The organism is Aeromonas salmonicida, from assembly GCF_028355655.1.
GTDB lineage: Bacteria > Pseudomonadota > Gammaproteobacteria > Enterobacterales > Aeromonadaceae > Aeromonas > Aeromonas salmonicida.
Genome location: NZ_CP110645.1, coordinates 3765154 through 3781428 on the forward strand (window position 1 = coordinate 3765154; position 16275 = coordinate 3781428).

Sequence of the window (16275 nt, forward strand, 5' to 3'; positions counted from 1 at the left end):
GTGCGCAAAGTAGTATAGAAATGAGATGTTTGATAGTTTAAATATTATTCGCTGTTTTATATGGGGCTCACCTATGTCTTTCAAGATCATTCTTGCCGATGACCATCCACTCATACTGACCGGGATCCGCAGCCTTATTGCACACAACCAACCTGGTTGCGAGGTTGTTGCGGAGGCGCATCAAGTCTCCGAACTATTAAACACATTGCAGCAACATAGTTGCGATCTGTTGATCACTGATTTCAGCATGCCAGGGGATGAACGCAGCGATGGCTTGAGCATGATCCAGCAATTAAAACGAGATCATCCCACCCTGCCTATTCTGGTGCTGACCCAGATCCACAATGCCGGTATCTTGCAGTCGCTGCTCCAATTGGGGGTGAGCGGTGTCCTGCTCAAAAAAGCGGTGATCAGCGAATTGTCCGATGCCATTCGTCAGATATTATCCGGGCACAGCTATATCGGCAGTTCGGTGAAAACTCTGCTGGCCGAAGCCGGGCTGGATCATCACACCACCTCGATTCAACTCACCCCCAAGGAGAGCGAAGTGGTACGACTCCTCGCCAGCGGCATGTCAGTCACCCAGGTGGCCGAGTACCTGCACCGCAGCGTCAAGACCATCAGCACCCAGAAAAAGAGCGCTATGCTGCGGCTCGGCCTGCAAAGCGATAGCGCCCTGTTTCACTATGCCAAGGAACAAGGGCTGGCCTGACCCTTGACCAGAATGAACCACCTGGGCTTTAAATCGCTGCATCATAAATAAGGGTCACATTGCCTTTATAAGTGCTCCCCGGATATTCCATCATCAAGGTCAAGGCAGGTTTCCCCACTTTAAATATGATGCTTCGTTCTTCATTTATGAAATATGGGCCTCCTAAACTTGCAGAAAATAGCCTCTTGACGCCATGTTTCAAGGGGAACTCTCCTTTGGATTTATTTACATAAATCACCTCAAGTCTGACTTGTATCCCGAGTCTTTCATTATTCAGCATACAGACTTCACCATAGGCATACTGGCAGTTCAGCCAGACATTATAATCCGAACTTACCCATAGTCGATATGGCAATTCTGCAATCAAATAGGGAGGTTGATGTGATTTACCACGATAAATCCAGTCATGCCATCCACCAGGTGGTTGTAATACAACTTTATCGCTACCAGGGGGAAACTCCATTTTTATTTGATGACGAACTGTCATGGTAAAATTAATAGTTAGCTGATTGTCTGAGTAAGTGCCATTGCCAAAATCTAGATCCTTGTTCCGACCAATCGATAAGACCAAACTTCCTTTATAAACACCATTCTCCATTTTCAATGGATCAGGTGTATGTAGTTTATATCCAAGATATATCTTTGATAAAGCGGTCCTCTTGCTGGAAAAAGTAGTTTTGAATTTATTGTGGTAGCATTTCCCACCAGCCAACTGATTTTCAGGCTTTATATCATAAAGATAATGAACCCTAGATGGACTAGCCCAAGAATTCAGCGTTCTTTGACAATCTCCATCAATGTGATCCAACCAGTCTGAGTTATTTACAAGCGCTTCTTTTGCAAGGTTAGGGCTCATCAAAGCACCAATCTTAGTAAAAAGAAACTTCATCGAATATGATTTATTACTGCCCTGATTAACAAGAGATACATCACGAGCACCAACAAACCCCAGATAAGTAAGAGCATCTGCCAAATTATTATTATTATTTACCACACGATCTATTGTTATAGATATAAATAATGGTTGCGACTCGTCTACTGTCGAAGTGCCACTACACCAAAATCCTGGCAAAGGCTCACCATTACAAGGTGTTGTATTTATAAATTTTCCCCTACCTACTTCATAAGCCGCTGGCTTATATTCTGCGGTCACATTGATAGATGCAGCCTGCACCGGCAGCCCAAATAGCACGACCAACCACAACCAATAATACATCACACCGGCTTTCATTATCTCTTCCTGCTTAAGCTCTTATTGACTGGCCCAGGCCTGGGCACTGCAGACCAGATCGCCCAGTAGCAACACTTCCTGCTGGCGTTCGGCTCGGACCGTATCCAGCGCCAGATCGCACTGCTGAGAACCCTGATACTCCACCTGCAAGCTGGGATTGTGCTCGCTCATCTCCACCGCAAAGAAGCCATCTGCCTCGCTGACGGTGCGGCCCGCATGGTTGACCACCATGGCCCCTTTCAATGGCACCCCCTGCCCATCCAGCAGGCGGCCTATCACTGTCACTGTCTTCATCACACGGACCTGGTGATAGGCCACGCCGCCCTTGTTGAGGTGATAGGGCAAGACGTTGGGACGAATGGTCATGGAAGGGGCATTCTGCCCGGCCATATCCAGCTGCACGGCGCCACTGCGATAGGCGGTGACGGGCACCAGATTTCGACCTGGCCGTAACCTGATATTGCCCCCCTGATCGTCATCGGCGCGCAGGGTCAGCTCGGGTATATCGGACTCCACATCCACTATCATGCCCGCTTCCTGCCCTTGCGACTGGCCTGTCATGATCAGGCGGCCCTCATCGCCAAACGCCAGGGTACTGTCAAGGTTGATCCCCCCGCTCAGGGCCCGGTTATAGGAAGACGACTGCAGGTGAGCATCACCGCTGACCAAGGCCCCCTGAAACTTGGCGTAGCCCGCCGTGCCGACACCATAGCTATCGGTGGTCAGGTTGGCCCCCACGCTCTGCAGGGCACCCCACTCCAGCAACTGCTGGTAACTGAGGGAGGCATTGCGCTCCTGGCCGCCGGAGCGGGAGGTCCGGCTGCCGATGCCGATGGCCAGCAGGCTGCGATCTCCCCCCAGGTTCATGCTCAGGGAGAGCATGCCCCCCCTGTCCCTCGCATTATCGGTACTGATGCTGCCCGGGCGGTCAAACACCGTCAGGTTCCAGCTCACCGTCTGACCAAGCAGATCGCCGTTGTAGCGCCAGCCCAGATCGGCCCCCAGCCCGCGACCCACCTGATGGGCCAGATAGAGGTTGGCGGAGTGGCGCTCATCGAGCCGCTGCTGCAACGACAGGTTGCTCTGCTTGAGGTCGCGGCTCTCCCCGTCGACTTGCCCCTGCTGGCGCTGCTGCTGATGGCTCAGCACCAGACTGCCCTCACCATAGTGATACAAGGCCTGCAGATCGAAGCCGCTGCCCAGGCCTTGCGTCGCCATCAGGTTGCCAAACAGTCGCCACTGGCTATCCAGACTCCAGTCGGCCGAGAGGCCATGCTGCCAGCGCTGGTCGATATACTGGCTGGAAGCCCCGACGATCACCGAGGGGGTGAGCAGATGGTTGAGCATGACGCCGCTGCTCAGAGGCCGGACCGTCTCCTCTTCCCAGTTGCTGAACAAGCGGGTCTGCTGGCCCACAAACAGGTTGAAGCGCCAGCTTTCATCCGGGTTTTGCCAGTTCATCGGCTTGTAGATCATCTCTCTGCGCCGCTCGGTCACCTGACCATCTTCCAGCACCCGCAGCTCCACCTCGTAGATGCCGGCGGGCAGCACCTTGGTATCGAGGGCCTGCAAGCCCGAGATCACCTGCTGCGAGTTGATGAGCTGCCCATCCCGATAGATCTCCACCATGCCGGGCCGGCTTGGGGTGACATAGAGCGGCGTCGTACTGGCCTGGCCTTGCTCTATCAACAGGGTGTCAGAGTCCCCCAGCATGACCCCCAGCACGGTCGGGGTTCCGCCGCCAAACAGGGTGGGCTGACGCACCAGACCTTGGGCATAGGGCGAGAAGTAGCCCAGCCGGTAGAAACGCCCCTCTCCCTCACGCTCGGCATAAAGTTGCTGCACATGGTGCTGCGCCGCCTGCCCGTTGCCGGACTGGCTCACTTCCCCCTCCAGCAGCGGGGTCCACTGGCCTATGCTGCCCTGGGCCATCAGGTTGTAACGGCCACTGCGCTGCTCCCCTTCCCCCTGGGTCAGGTTCAACTGGTGGCGCAGCAGGGCGCCATAGCTGCCGGTTGTGGGCAAACTGTAATAGCGGCTAGCGTGCACTCCCTTTTCGGCCCCCGCCGTCAGCACCGACAACTGGGAGTTTTCCAGGCTGTACTCCAGCGCCAACACCTCGTCAGCGCACCGATTCTGGCAAGGGCCCAGCAAGTGAGGCTCGCTCAACACCTTGCTCCATCGCTGGCGGTCTCGTTCTTCCAGCTCGCTCTCGTGGCTGTCGGTCAGAGCCAGCAGTTGCACGCTGGTGTCTTTGCCCAGCACTATCTCGCCTTCCCCCAGCAGTTGCCCATCCACCAGGATGCGCACCGCCAGCGGGACGCCGAAGAAGTGATCGGCAAAGCCATCAGGCAAATCTTCTGCTTGTTGCAGCAGATCAAGGGGTTGTGCAACGCGCCCTCCCGTGGCCCAGGCAGGTACGCACAACACAACCAGGATCAACAGGAAAGAGAAATATGGCACGACCTGTCTCACTCTTCTAAGCGCAGACAAAAAGGCTCCCCGTAACAGGGAGCCTCCACCAATCGGCTTATGCGCCGCCTTTGGGGGCTTCCGATTCAAATATCATGTTCACCACCCCCTGGTAGTTGCCTGGCTTGTAGCCGGCGGCCGGGGCATCCGCCGGGATCACTTCCAGCCCCAGCAACTTGCCGGTCTTGGCATCATCGGCCTTCATCACTTCTGCCGAGGTGGTCCCCAGAGTGACGCCACCAATCTTGACGGTCAGGGGGATGTTGTCATTGCCGCTGGCCATCACGGCCGGGTTGGTCAGATAACCGGTGATGGCGCCTATGGTGCTCTTGGCATCCAGCTGCTTGCTCAGCTTGTCCAACTTCTTGGTATAAGGGTTGTAGGCCAGTTTCTGTGGCGTACTCATCCAGTTGTCCCCGCCGGTCGGCTGGATATAGAAAGACTCGGTCGGGATCTGGGCGGTCACGGTGACCTGATGTTCAACCCGTTCCGCCGCCATCAAGTTGGCCGACACCAGCATTGCCAGAGGCGCAGCTATCCATACTTTCATCACTCTCTCCTCTCTCGGATATAAGAAACATCAGTGACCAATCACCATGTTTCTGCTCTTGTCACCTTCGATCAATTCGAACCGATAAAGGTGATCGCTCTTTTTCATCAATTGCTTTTTCATATTCGGCAATAGATGAATTTTTCCGGGTGTTGAACAGTTTTTTCCCCGTCCATCACACTCCTCAAAAAAATCCAGCACTATGGTGGCATTGCCTTTATTCACGACAGTGGTCATGGTATCGGTCTTGATCAACTTGGTATCAAAGCGACTCTCTTTTGGCATCACAAAAATAATGGCACCGAAACCGGTCAATATATTTACCCCGGCCGAGACTTGCTGTTGATTCTCCTGAACCGTATTGGCATCCAGATCGAACCCGTCCTCCTGTTTTGGCAACACAGGAATAAAACGGACTCTGAAATAACGCTCATTGTCCCGTTCCCCCGTATACAACAGCCGTGTTGCCTGCACCCCATTGGCCGGAATAATCATGCGGGAAGGGCTGGCGATCAGCGCCCGGCGCCCCTCTGTCAGCTCCGGCAACTCATGGGGTTGACCGGCCTCGTCATAAGTTATTTCGTGAATCGCCACCTTGACAAAGGCGGTAGCGTCACCCTGATTTCGAATGCGTTTTAAATAGGTGCTTTGCTGGCCTGACATATAGTCATAAAGCGTCCCTATGCTGATCTCAGCCGATGCAAACAGGTTACCGCTGAACATCAGCAGCAGGATGAGATATATTCTTTTCATTTTTATTCCAGACTGGTTTTCACATGCCGACGTTCATTTAATGAATGCCATTTATTAAAAAAGGAGTCAGTTGCATATCGCTGGAGCCAGTCTAGGTAGAATGACGGGGGAAGTTAATCGGAATAGTCCTATATTGACTACGCAAAATCACGTCAATTATCAGACTATTCCTACGGTGTTTTGATCTTTTCCTCCTGTATTATGCGCAGCCATATCCGTCTATCAGGTGAGTGCCATGTTTGCGTTCAAAGAAGAGTATCCGATGAGTGACATGGCAACCGTGGCGGTGGCCGAGGTGGCCGTGCCCTTTTACCAGCCGATCATAGGTCGCGACCGTCAGGTCAAGGGTTATGAAGTTCTGGCCCGACGTTGGGATCCACAACGTCAGAGCTATCAGGGCATCGACTTTCTCTCCCTCAGCCAGGATGAGTCCCTGCATGTTGATATCGTCATGCTCAGGGCCATCATGCGTGATCTGCCTACGCTGGCGAAGGGCGGTCCCTATGCCCTCTCCATCAACCTCAACCCCATGCTGTGCAGCCCGACCTATCAGAATCTCTTGCTGCTGGTGCTGCTCCAGGCGAGCAAGGCAGGGATCGAGATCTGGTTCGAGGTGCTGGAACACGCGCCACTGCACAGCCAGCACAGAGCCTTGATCGAAGTGCTGCGGGATCATGGCGCCCATATCGCCTGCGATGATTTCGGCACTCTGGAATGCAACTTCCAGCGGGTGATGGCGTTGCCTTACGAGATCATCAAGCTGGATCGCTCCCTGCTGCTGCAGGCGGCGCGCACGCCCCATGCCCTCAAGATGTTGACCGGTCTGGTGGAATACCTGCAGCGACTCGGCATGAAAGTGGTGTGTGAAGGGGTGGAAACCCTGACCCATATCGAGGTCGCCAACCGGCTCGGCTGCGATTATCAGCAGGGCTACGCCTACGCCATGCCCTCCCCCCTCTCCCGCTGGGCCTGATCGGGCCCACACATTCATTGCGACTCGCACTGGCATCAGCTACCTGCCAAATTGCATGATGGCGTGGGGGCGAGTACAATCTCGCACCCCGTATATCAGGTGCATCCCCTGTGATCCTGCATAATGATGTACGCCATCGGGTAGTTGTGACGCGAGCGCCGTCTCGCACCACGGCTCAACCAATCCGGCGCCATCAGGTGGCGTCGTCCTGATTTGCAATCAGATACTAAGAGTCCAACATGTTCAGACCAGAATTGCTCTCCCCCGCCGGGACCCTCAAGAATATGCGTTACGCCTATGCCTATGGCGCCGACGCCGTCTATGCGGGTCAGCCACGCTACAGCCTGCGGGTGCGTAACAACGAATTCGATCACGAGAATCTGCAGCTCGGCATCAACGAGGCCCACGCGTTGGGCAAGCAGTTCTATGTGGTGGCCAACATCCAGCCCCACAACTCCAAGCTCAAGACCTTTATCCGCGACATGCGTCCCGTGGTGGAGATGAAGCCGGATGCGCTGATCATGTCAGACCCGGGCCTCATCATGATGATGCGCGAAGCCTTCCCGGAGATGCCCATTCACCTCTCGGTGCAGGCCAACGCGGTCAACTGGGCGACGGTGAAGTTCTGGCATCAGATGGGCCTGACCCGCGCCATCCTGTCGCGCGAGCTGTCACTTGACGAGATCGAAGAGATCCGCATGCATGTGCCGGAGATGGAGCTGGAAGTCTTCGTCCACGGCGCCCTGTGCATGGCCTACTCGGGTCGCTGCCTGCTGTCCGGTTACATCAACAAGCGCGACCCCAACCAGGGCACCTGCACCAACTCCTGCCGCTGGGAGTACAAGGTGCACGAGGGCAAGGAAGATGACGTGGGCCAGATAGTCCACCGTCAGGAGCCCATCGCAGTGCGCCCGGACAATACCCTGGGGCTCGGCAAGCCGAGCGATGCCCTGGTGCTGCTGGAAGAGTCCAACCGTCCCGGTGAATACATGACGGCGTTCGAGGACGAGCACGGCACCTACATCATGAACTCCAAGGACTTGCGCGCCGTCGAGCACGTCGAGCGCCTGACCAAGATGGGGGTGCACTCGCTCAAAATTGAAGGCCGCACCAAGTCCTTCTACTACTGCGCCCGCACCGCCCAGGTCTATCGCAAGGCCATCGACGATGCGGTTGCCGGTCGTCCGTTCGATCCAACCCTGATGGGCACCCTCGAAAATCTGGCTCACCGCGGCTACACCGAGGGCTTCCTGCGCCGTCACAACCACAGCGAGTACCAGAACTACGATTACGGCTACTCGGTCTCCGACACCCAGCAGTTCGTCGGCGAGATCACCGGTCGCCAGGGCGACATGGTGGAAGTGGAAGTGAAGAACAAGTTCCTGGTGGGCAACAGCCTGGAGCTGATGACGCCGCAGGGCAACGTCAGCTTCAATCTGGAGCAGATGCAGAACCGCAAGGGCGAGCTCATCGACACGGCGCCGGGCAACGGCCACGTTGTCTATGTGCCAGTCCCCAAAGAGATCGACATCAACTACGGCATATTGCTGCGCAACCTCGGCGATCGCCAGGACACCCGTCAGCCGCACTCGGCGGCCTGATATGTCCCTGCTCATCACCGACAAGTGCATCAACTGCGACATGTGTGATCCCGAGTGTCCGAACCAGGCGATCAGCTTGGGTGAGGAGATCTACGAGATAGACCCCAGTCGCTGTACCGAGTGCGTCGGTCACTATGAGAAGCCGACCTGCATCAGCGTCTGCCCCATCGATTGCATCATCTGGGATCCCGCCCACGTGGAAACCGAAGAGCAGTTGCTGGAGAAGTTTGTGCGGATGCACAGGCAGTAGCGTCTGCGTCTCACAGACTGCATCATCCGGGATCCCGCCCACGTGGAAACCGAAGAGCAGTTGCTGGAGAAGTTTGTGCGGATGCACCGGCAGTAATTGCTGGCATGTTGTCGAAAAAAAAAGCCCCTGACGGGGCTTTTTCGTACCCTGTGCAGCTATCGGCCGCACAGGGTATCAATCACTTAGCTACCACTATAGCCCTATATCACAGGGCAAAATGCCCCTAAACGTGGACACCTTGTGGTCACTCAATGCCAGCCCCTCCCCGTAGTGGATTGAAGGTGATCGCATCCTGCAAGTAGTCAGGTGCAAAGTGCGCATAGGTCATTGTTTGCTGGATGTTCGCATGGCCCAAAATCCGCTGTAGTGTGATGATGTTCCCCCCATTGGCCATAAAGTGTGTGGCGAACGTGTGGCGCAACACATGGGATGCTTGCCCTTGTGGCAAGTCCGGCTTCACCTCTCGTAACACCTGCCGCACCGTCAGGTAATCCACTCTCGGAAATAGCAGCCCTGACTTGCCATCAACCAGCCGTGACGATAGCTCTGCCGAAATAGGCACCACGCGAGTTTTGCCATTTTTGGTGGCCACAAACATGACCCGCTGATTGATAATATGTTCGGCCCTAAGTTCGGCAGCCTCTCCCCATCGAGCCCCAGTGCTCAAACACAACACAGCCAGATTGCGGTTATCACCCTCTAACCTTGCCAGTAAGCCTGTAATCTCGCTTTGGGATAAATAGCTCATGGCGGTGGGAGCCTCTCTGAGCTTCTTCATATCTCTCAATGGATGAGGTGCGTGATACATACCTGCGCTAATCAAGAAACTGAACATTCCCCCCAAGGTGATCAGCCGCCGATTCACCGTTGAGGCTTTAATCCCCTGGCTGAGTAGGCGAGAGCGAAACACGGCAATCGCACGATCATCAATCTGGAAAGCACAGGGATCCCCCATTAGCCGTTCCACAAGATTTAGGGTTTGGCGTGCAGTGCCCCCCCACTTCATATTCTGCCCGTGGTAGATCCACCAGATTTTGATGAGTTCGGACAATGGCCGAGCATCCTTTGGTTTCTCTATCCACGCCTTGTCATGCTGGTTTGCCAGCACATACCGCTCAAAGGCGGTTGCTTCATGCTTCTTGGCAAACTTCCGCCGGATGCGCTTTCCATTGCGCCCCTGCGGCCTCATGTCCACTTCATAACGACCATCATCGAGCTTCTTAATCGACATAGCGAAGCCCTCCGATGTAACCCAAACATAATGTTTCTATTTCGCTGAGAAATGCCTCATGCAGGGTTAGCCAGTTTTCTGGTCGGAGCGGGATGAATCCCCGCTTTCTTGCCCAAAGTGTGCGAGAGCCGGTGCTATCTGACCGGCTTCCGGAGCGACCTTATCGGTCATAAACCAGAGCGTGTATTTAGTGAATAAAGGGATGTTGAGAATCCTCATGGAAACGTCTGTCGGTGGCGTGGACCTCCCAGTTTCATAATAATTTAGAGTCCCAACAGGAACCCCCGTCGCTTCTGAAAACTGCTTTCTCGTCATGTATTCAGACTTTCGAATCAATACAAGTTTTTCACTTATGCTCGTTGACATAGTGATTTGATCTCCATAGCATGGTATCAAGATGTAAATAGTTAGCTACCTACAGGTAGTCAACAAACCATTATGATGCACTAAGGCCCATTGAGGCCCGCGAGGGAGAATATCAGATGACAGCAGCAAGCCAAACCCAACCGCCGACCGAGACAGACCCGCGTGTGTCGCTGGTGCTCGAACCGATGATAAATGCCTCTGATGCCGTGCCCGTTGAGGTGTTCGCCAAGATGATAGGTAAGACCAAGGGCGCGGTGCGGGGAATGATTGAAAAGGGCAAGGTGCCTGTGGTGCCGATGCGCAACCCGCTTAACCCGAGCGCCCCCGCCGAATACTGGATTTACCTTCCGGCGTGGAACGAGGGAATGAAGCTGGCTTTCGAGAGCCGCCCCCGTGAAATCCGTGACGGCTGGTTGTCCTGGCTGGGGCTGGGGTGTCCGGTATGAGCCAGACATGGGATGAACAAGCGGCCCTGAACATGGCGGGAGCGCAGTTGCTGCGCGAAACCGTGGAGCAGGTAAACCGCCGCCAGCAACGGGCCTGTCATGAAAAGGGGGCGCAGTGCCTGTCGCGCAAGCTGGCAGTGCTGCAAACCCTGAATGGCGGACAAAGAAAAACCCCGCTTAACGGTGTTGCAGCACCAAGCGGGGTTAGTAAATCAGCTTTCGAGAGCACGATTTAATGAGCATCTTATCTATCCCCTGCGCGTTGCGCAACCTGCGGCTACAACGCCGCAAGCTGGCGGGTTCTGCCTGCCAGCGCTTCATACACCTGCCTGACTATGTCGCCGCCGTTGAGCAGCCCAATGCTATCGCTTGGGGTGCCCTGTGGCAGCGCTTATCCCATCCCATCAACCCACATCATCAGGGGGACATATGCGCGCTCAGCGAGTGATGTGTACCGAGTGCGGCGGCAAAGGCCGTATCCAGAAAACCTATCGCATGAGCGCAGAGGTGGCGAACCTCTATTGCCAATGCATGGACCCGATGTGTGGGCATACCTGGGTTTCCACCCTGTCCTTTAGCCACACCTTGACCCCTTCCGCCAAACAGTGCGGCGAGATGGTGGCGAGCCTGTCTCGTGGCCTTTCACCAGATGCACACCGCAAGTTACATGAGTCAGTCGTCGAGCGGCAAAAAGTGCTCGACACCGAAGCCGAAATCGCGCGGCAAAAGCCTGTTGTGACCGTCAGGAGAGCACTATGACTACCCCCGTTAAAACTGGCTGGGTCTGCATCGCCTCGGCGGGGCCGACCGTTGATGGCCAACAGATAGCGCCTGAGTGGTTGCGCCAGATGGCCGAGAGCTATGACCCCGATTTCTATACCGCCTGCCTATGGCCCGAGCATGGCCGTAGTCGCCCGGTCGGGCATGTGGAAGCGCTCAAGGTAGATACCGAGCAAGGCATCCTCAAGCTGTTTGCCGTGCTCTGCCCCACGCTGGAACTGATAGCGCTCAACGCTAACGGGCGCCTGCAATTTTGCTCTATCGAGCCCAAGCCGGACTTTGCCGGAACGGGTAAGTGGTATCTGGGGGCGCTGGGCGTCACAGATGAACCCGCCAGCACAGGCGTTACCCGCCTCAAGTTCAGCCAAGCCCGCCCGCTTATCGGTCAGTCTCACCGCTGGGCGGCGCCAAGCCAACCCACCACTCAACAGTTCAGCACCCTGCATGACCACGCGATGCGCTTGGCAAGCGACCTTGACCGCATGCAGCAAACCCTCGACCGCGTCACCACGGGCGCTCACGCCACCCCCTCCCGAGTATGTTAAGGAGCCGTTCCCCCATGCTGATTTCTGACCTGTTGCGCGACATGCGCATGAGCTTTGTTCCCGCGCCTCAAGCCTGTTTTGGCACCCTGGACCCCACCGCCAGCAGCGCCTTGAGCGCCGCCATTGTGCAAGCGACCCCCTTTCTTAGCCTGCTGACCGTCTTAGGCGTCGACGACCCCAACGCCCCCCTGTTTGACCCCATTCAGGCCAAGCTGCGCACCGGGCGCAAAGCGCAAGGGCGTTTCCTTGTTCCGGCCTCGCCAACCAAGCAGAGCCATGATTATCAAGACTTCGACAGTAGCGTTATCTGGACATGGCAACAGTTATCGCAACTGCTGGCAGGGATGAACCAGCAGCAAACCAACAAGCTACTGGAGGGGCTAGCCCTTGCGGCCTTTGGGGATGACATCCTGCGGGTGGGCTTTCGTGGGCAACGTGCGGCCACCAATACCGACCCGGTCACAAATCCAAACGGCGAAGATGTGGCGCCGGGCTGGCCAGCACTGGCCAAGGTGGCTGACCCGGAGGGGAAACGGGTACTCAACCGGGCGGTGGTGTTCGATACCGCCGGGGGCGGCGATTATGCCGACCTCGATACGATGGCGTATGAGTTGGTTGCGCTGCTGCCAGAGGCCTACCGCAATGACCCTCGCTTGCGAGTGCTGGTCGGTTCCGACCTACTGCGCGCCCACAAACAAGCCTATCTGAAGCCCGGCGCCGTGCGGGATAAACAGCAGCGCATGAAGATTGCCGACCTGCCCACCCTGACAAGCCAGCACATGCCGGGCACCTATTTTGCGCTGACCTTCACGGAAAACTTGCAGGTGCTCACGGTCAACCATACCCACCGCCTGAGCGTAAGCGACCTCGGCGACGATGCCGCATGGGGAGTGCGCTACAACCGGGCGCAAGCTTATGGCTTGGGCGAGCCGACCGCCTATGCCGCCTTTGATGCCATCACCCTGGCCACTACCGAGGAGTAATCAAGATGTCGCAATCCACCTTGCAAGTTGTGTCTACTACCGCCGCCCCGATGGCATCTATTCCCACCAAAGCCAGCCGACTGGATGACCACATCGCCCAGTTTGTGAATGAGCGCGCCAAGCTGATGGCGCTCGATGATGAAGTCATGACCCTGCGCGAGCAGCGCAAGCACCTGCAAGAGCGTATCCCGCCCGCCAAGGCTCGCCTTGAAGAGCTGCGCCAAGGGCGGATTAACCAGCTGATGGGTGGGGCCACCTCGTTGGATTCGGCGCGGGAGTATCTCGAATTCAAAGAACTGCTGGGGGATGCCAAAGAAGCGCTCGCCCTGTCTCAGAGCCAAGAGCGGCGGCTAGCGCTGCCGCTCTATCAGGCACAACTCGCGGTGAACAACGCCCAGAGCATCGTGGCCGGATGTTATGAAAGCTACCTTGACCACAAGGTAGCGCCTCTCACCTTGAATCCCCTTAAACAGCAGCTGGCTGCTCTGGCCGCCCTGACCCACGCCAAGGCCAGCATCATGGGGCCGGAGGGGGCGCTACGCTGGGCGCAAAACGAATTAGCCCGCGCCCTCAAAGAGGCCATGAGCGGTGTGGCAGCCCCACTGGATGGCGACCACCCCGCCGCCCGTGATGCACTCAGCCCCCTCGCTCGACCACGGGCAAGTGACCTGTTCGCGCTGTGTGACAGTCCGGGCAAGCGTTACACCTTGCGCCAAGAGCTGGGCGAGTGACGAGGGCACATGAAAGAGGGGAGCCGATAACGGCTCCCCTCAGTGCTCACACGCTTATCACAACAGAGCAAGCGGGCGCAGATTAGCAAAGCTGACCGCGCCGAACAAATGGCCGGACGGGAGAGGCAAACAAGGAAGAGGAGAGCGAGAGAGGCAGAACGCCAGAAAAGACAAAGGGAGCCTCTGCGGGGCCCCCTTTAGCTAACCCATATCAAGCACGACAAGAGATAGCCAATGAACATTATCAAATTCAATGCCGCCCAGCAAGCGGAGGGACTCGCTTTATCCGCATTCTGGGGTGAGTCCCTACGCCAAGACCATCACCGCCTCTACATCCTGCAATCACGCCTTGCCGTGTTGCGTATCCGGCGACGGGTCAGGGGCCTACGTGACAGGGGCCAAGTGCGCACGCTGCTACACATGTGCAGGCTGACCCGCGCCACCTTGCGCCAAGCCCACACCAAGGCCACCGCCCACGCCAGGGCGCTGCGGGCAAGTGTAGAGGGGCTGGTATGAATAACCCCCTGAGCACCTTCACCGACAAAGGCCGCCCCCGCCGCAACCAGTCCGCCGCCGTCTTGCGAGCGCGGGTTACCAAGATGACCCACATCTTGCGCTTACACCGCCTGCCGTTTTACCCGCTCGACGAGGCCAATAAGCCCCTTCGCCAGCGCAACCACAACACCCCAGCCAGTGAGGAGGTGATCCGCTCCTACTTCATCAGTATTCCAGGTGCCTATGACCTTGATTGGGCGCTCGACCTGCTGATGTTCTCCATCAAACGCGGCAAAGGTGGATCAGTACAACTACCCGACGAGCTTATCGGCGAGCTGTTCGCTGGCTACTGTGTGCGTCGAGTGCCAGCCATCTTAAAAGGGAGCGCTTGCAAGGACGCCAATATCTGGTTGTCCGACCGAGTGAAAGTGTTCCGGCAGGTGCAAGCCGACTTCCCCGAACCGTTGGAGCTCTTGCAACGCAAAGAGCACCGCGAACGGTTGGCCATGAACTACGTGGAGCGCGTCCAGCGCCTGCTGGATGCGGCCACCAATGGCCATGCCGACACCGTCCCCGCAACCTACCTTTGGCGGGTCTGTGGCCAGCCGCTTAAACCCTGGGGCTTCTTGCCCACCCTGCCGCGCTTCAAGAGCATCGAGGCCCGCGATACCTTCATTGCGGCCCACCTTATCCGCTGGCTTGACCCGCAATGGTGGGCGCGCAAACTGCGCAAGCTCTGGGAACAATATCGGGAGCACTGCGCCATCCTGCTTGGCAAGGTGCGGCGCGGTGTCTCGCCCTACGTCTCTAGCTACGCCCTGCGGGCCTTCAACGAGCGCCAGTTGGCCGCCGAGCAGTGGCTCAAGAGCATGGAGGCGCACAACGAAGAACACGACATTACTATTTCCCTGGCCGATGCCGTGGCCAGCTCGATGGCCAACCCGTCAAACCGCCGTGATGAACTGGTGGTCAGGGCGCGGGGCTTCTCCGATGCAGCGGACGAAATGGGCTATGTGGGCCTGTTCTTCACCTGGACAGCCCCGAGCCAATATCACCCGTGGAAGACAACCCCCCAGGGATATGGCCAACCCGCCAGCACCACTGAAAATCCCAAGTATCTTGGCCACACACCCCGCGACACCAACACCTATCTCGGCACCCTCTGGAAGCGCTGCCGCGCGGCCCTTGCCCGCCGTGGTATCGAGTATTTCGGCTTTCGGGTAGTCGAGCCCCACCACGATGGCACCCCCCACTGGCACTTACTGCTGTTCGTCAATCCTGCCCAGCAGCATGAACTGATAAGCACGATGCAACGCTACGCCCTGAGCCATGACCAGGGCGACCTTGAGCGCAAGCGCCATCCGGTGAGCAAGCGGCCCTATAGCGACATCACCCCGCGCTTTGACTGGAAGGTCATGGATCCGGCCAAAGGTGGGGCCGTGGGCTACATAGTCAAATACATCGCCAAGAACATAGACGGCCACCAGATAGGGGACGAAGGCGACCTTGAGGCCGAGACCGCCGCCAGTGAAGGAGCAAGGCGGGTCAGGGCGTGGGCGTCCCTCTGGGGCCTGCGCCAGTTTCAGCAACTGGGCGGGCCGTCTGTGAGCGTATGGCGAGAGCTGCGGCGACTACCTGGGCGAGTGCAAGAGAAGGAAGGCCGCACGGTGGCACCGCTTGAAAGCGAAATCATGGAAGAGTGCCGCCGCTATGCGGACGCGGCGAACTGGAAGGAGTTTACCTATTCGATGGGCGGCCCCGTGTGTCCACGGGATGCGCGACCAGTACGGCTGCATCACCTGATAGACCCCGCCAAGAACAAGTACGGGGAAGACGTGATCCGGCTTGTGGGTGTGGCTGCTGGCAGCGCCGTTAAGGCCACACGCCTTGATGGCTGGGTGCTACGCCGCAAAGCGAGCGACAAGCCCGCAGAGAGCGCCGAGGAGGTGTTGAGCGAGCGAAGCGAAGCAGGGTTTGGCGAGCGTAGCGAGGTGCCCTCAAGCGGCGCCAGCTGCGCTCCTTGGAGCTCTGGCAGTAACTGTACGGCCTATCATCAGATTGATCGGCACGTTCATATAATGAACTTCAAAATACAGCAACTATGGGATCTAGAGCACAACAGTGAGTGATACCCAATTGACGCACGCTGCTTGCTA

General features: G+C 57.0%; 18 protein-coding genes. 12 read left to right on the forward strand and 6 right to left on the reverse strand.

Annotated elements, in window-relative coordinates; all coding sequences use genetic code 11:
* Positions 1-73: 73 nt before the first annotated feature.
* On the forward strand, positions 74-712 hold the full coding sequence (locus ONZ54_RS17445) for a response regulator (RefSeq protein WP_271786786.1): 639 nt from the start codon (positions 74-76) through the stop codon (positions 710-712).
* Between the two features lie 28 nt (positions 713-740).
* Here ONZ54_RS17445 and ONZ54_RS17450 read toward each other — a convergent pair whose 3' ends face one another.
* The 4 genes from ONZ54_RS17450 to ONZ54_RS17465 form a co-directional block, all read right to left on the reverse strand.
* Positions 741-1943 carry a hypothetical protein gene (locus ONZ54_RS17450; protein ID WP_271786787.1) on the reverse strand — a complete coding sequence of 401 codons (1203 nt, stop codon included), beginning with the start codon at positions 1941-1943 and terminating at the stop codon, positions 741-743.
* Between the two features lie 21 nt (positions 1944-1964).
* Entirely contained in the window at positions 1965-4406 is a 2442-nt protein-coding gene (locus ONZ54_RS17455) for a fimbrial biogenesis outer membrane usher protein (RefSeq protein WP_271786788.1), read from the reverse strand.
* Positions 4407-4473: 67 nt separating this feature from the next.
* Positions 4474-4965 (reverse strand): CS1 type fimbrial major subunit, encoded by a 492-nt coding sequence (locus ONZ54_RS17460; protein ID WP_131731302.1) that lies wholly within the window; start codon positions 4963-4965, stop codon positions 4474-4476.
* Positions 4966-4995: 30 nt separating this feature from the next.
* Positions 4996-5718, reverse strand: coding sequence for a hypothetical protein (locus tag ONZ54_RS17465; protein ID WP_271786789.1), 723 nt, complete (start codon positions 5716-5718; stop codon positions 4996-4998).
* 235 nt (positions 5719-5953) lie between these two features.
* On the opposite strand from ONZ54_RS17465, the gene ONZ54_RS17470 reads away from it, so the two are divergent.
* The 3 genes from ONZ54_RS17470 (at position 5954) to ONZ54_RS17480 (ending at position 8542) form a co-directional block, all read left to right on the forward strand.
* Positions 5954-6691, forward strand: coding sequence for an EAL domain-containing protein (locus ONZ54_RS17470; protein WP_096120053.1), 738 nt, complete (start codon positions 5954-5956; stop codon positions 6689-6691).
* A gap of 239 nt (positions 6692-6930) precedes the next feature.
* A complete protein-coding gene (gene trhP, locus ONZ54_RS17475) occupies positions 6931-8292 on the forward strand; it encodes a prephenate-dependent tRNA uridine(34) hydroxylase TrhP (RefSeq protein WP_271786790.1) in 1362 nt (453 codons plus the stop codon).
* 1 nt (position 8293) lies between these two features.
* Positions 8294-8542 carry a YfhL family 4Fe-4S dicluster ferredoxin gene (locus tag ONZ54_RS17480; protein ID WP_021140912.1) on the forward strand — a complete coding sequence of 83 codons (249 nt, stop codon included), beginning with the start codon at positions 8294-8296 and terminating at the stop codon, positions 8540-8542.
* 244 nt (positions 8543-8786) lie between these two features.
* On the opposite strand, the gene ONZ54_RS17490 is transcribed toward ONZ54_RS17480, so the two are convergent.
* Positions 8787-9773: a phage integrase gene (locus ONZ54_RS17490; RefSeq protein ID WP_271786791.1), complete on the reverse strand. Its 987-nt coding sequence runs from the start codon at positions 9771-9773 to the stop codon at positions 8787-8789.
* 66 nt (positions 9774-9839) lie between these two features.
* On the reverse strand, positions 9840-10139 hold the full coding sequence (locus tag ONZ54_RS17495) for a helix-turn-helix transcriptional regulator (protein ID WP_271786792.1): 300 nt from the start codon (positions 10137-10139) through the stop codon (positions 9840-9842).
* Positions 10140-10255: 116 nt separating this feature from the next.
* Here ONZ54_RS17495 and ONZ54_RS17500 point away from each other — a divergent pair, with 116 nt between their 5' ends.
* The 8 genes from ONZ54_RS17500 to ONZ54_RS17535 all read left to right on the forward strand — a co-directional run bounded on the left by ONZ54_RS17500 (position 10256) and on the right by ONZ54_RS17535 (position 16248).
* On the forward strand, positions 10256-10585 hold the full coding sequence (locus ONZ54_RS17500) for a Cox family DNA-binding protein (protein ID WP_241325099.1): 330 nt from the start codon (positions 10256-10258) through the stop codon (positions 10583-10585).
* Entirely contained in the window at positions 10582-10821 is a 240-nt protein-coding gene (locus ONZ54_RS17505) for a hypothetical protein (protein ID WP_271786793.1), read from the forward strand. The genes ONZ54_RS17500 and ONZ54_RS17505 overlap by 4 nt, the downstream gene beginning before the upstream one ends.
* On the forward strand, positions 10821-11033 hold the full coding sequence (locus ONZ54_RS17510) for a hypothetical protein (RefSeq protein WP_271786794.1): 213 nt from the start codon (positions 10821-10823) through the stop codon (positions 11031-11033). The genes ONZ54_RS17505 and ONZ54_RS17510 overlap by 1 nt, the downstream gene beginning before the upstream one ends.
* Positions 11015-11344, forward strand: a complete 330-nt coding sequence (locus ONZ54_RS17515) for an Ogr/Delta-like zinc finger protein (RefSeq protein WP_271786795.1) — start codon at positions 11015-11017, stop codon at positions 11342-11344. Before ONZ54_RS17510 ends, ONZ54_RS17515 begins: the two co-directional genes overlap by 19 nt.
* The gene (locus ONZ54_RS17520) at positions 11341-11910 is read left to right on the forward strand and encodes a GPO family capsid scaffolding protein (RefSeq protein WP_271786796.1); all 570 of its coding nucleotides are present in this window, start codon (positions 11341-11343) and stop codon (positions 11908-11910) included. Before ONZ54_RS17515 ends, ONZ54_RS17520 begins: the two co-directional genes overlap by 4 nt.
* A gap of 14 nt (positions 11911-11924) precedes the next feature.
* Complete coding sequence (locus tag ONZ54_RS17525; RefSeq protein WP_271786797.1) at positions 11925-12893, forward strand: P2 family phage major capsid protein; 969 nt, start codon at positions 11925-11927, stop codon at positions 12891-12893.
* Positions 12894-12898: 5 nt separating this feature from the next.
* Entirely contained in the window at positions 12899-13624 is a 726-nt protein-coding gene (locus tag ONZ54_RS17530) for a hypothetical protein (protein WP_271786798.1), read from the forward strand.
* Positions 13625-14136: 512 nt separating this feature from the next.
* A complete protein-coding gene (locus ONZ54_RS17535; RefSeq protein WP_271786799.1) occupies positions 14137-16248 on the forward strand; it encodes a replication endonuclease in 2112 nt (703 codons plus the stop codon).
* Positions 16249-16275: the final 27 nt, after the last annotated feature.

Coding starts and splice junctions, on each gene's coding strand:
- ONZ54_RS17445 (WP_271786786.1), top strand. CDS start 74: ATGTCTTTCAAGATCATTCTTGCCGATGACCATCCACTCATACTGACC.
- ONZ54_RS17450 (WP_271786787.1), bottom strand. CDS start 1,943: ATGAAAGCCGGTGTGATGTATTATTGGTTGTGGTTGGTCGTGCTATTT.
- ONZ54_RS17460 (WP_131731302.1), bottom strand. CDS start 4,965: ATGAAAGTATGGATAGCTGCGCCTCTGGCAATGCTGGTGTCGGCCAAC.
- ONZ54_RS17465 (WP_271786789.1), bottom strand. CDS start 5,718: ATGAAAAGAATATATCTCATCCTGCTGCTGATGTTCAGCGGTAACCTG.
- ONZ54_RS17470 (WP_096120053.1), top strand. CDS start 5,954: ATGTTTGCGTTCAAAGAAGAGTATCCGATGAGTGACATGGCAACCGTG.
- trhP (WP_271786790.1), top strand. CDS start 6,931: ATGTTCAGACCAGAATTGCTCTCCCCCGCCGGGACCCTCAAGAATATG.
- ONZ54_RS17480 (WP_021140912.1), top strand. CDS start 8,294: ATGTCCCTGCTCATCACCGACAAGTGCATCAACTGCGACATGTGTGAT.
- ONZ54_RS17490 (WP_271786791.1), bottom strand. CDS start 9,773: ATGTCGATTAAGAAGCTCGATGATGGTCGTTATGAAGTGGACATGAGG.
- ONZ54_RS17495 (WP_271786792.1), bottom strand. CDS start 10,139: ATGTCAACGAGCATAAGTGAAAAACTTGTATTGATTCGAAAGTCTGAA.
- ONZ54_RS17500 (WP_241325099.1), top strand. CDS start 10,256: ATGACAGCAGCAAGCCAAACCCAACCGCCGACCGAGACAGACCCGCGT.
- ONZ54_RS17505 (WP_271786793.1), top strand. CDS start 10,582: ATGAGCCAGACATGGGATGAACAAGCGGCCCTGAACATGGCGGGAGCG.
- ONZ54_RS17510 (WP_271786794.1), top strand. CDS start 10,821: ATGAGCATCTTATCTATCCCCTGCGCGTTGCGCAACCTGCGGCTACAA.
- ONZ54_RS17515 (WP_271786795.1), top strand. CDS start 11,015: ATGCGCGCTCAGCGAGTGATGTGTACCGAGTGCGGCGGCAAAGGCCGT.
- ONZ54_RS17520 (WP_271786796.1), top strand. CDS start 11,341: ATGACTACCCCCGTTAAAACTGGCTGGGTCTGCATCGCCTCGGCGGGG.
- ONZ54_RS17525 (WP_271786797.1), top strand. CDS start 11,925: ATGCTGATTTCTGACCTGTTGCGCGACATGCGCATGAGCTTTGTTCCC.
- ONZ54_RS17530 (WP_271786798.1), top strand. CDS start 12,899: ATGTCGCAATCCACCTTGCAAGTTGTGTCTACTACCGCCGCCCCGATG.
- ONZ54_RS17535 (WP_271786799.1), top strand. CDS start 14,137: ATGAATAACCCCCTGAGCACCTTCACCGACAAAGGCCGCCCCCGCCGC.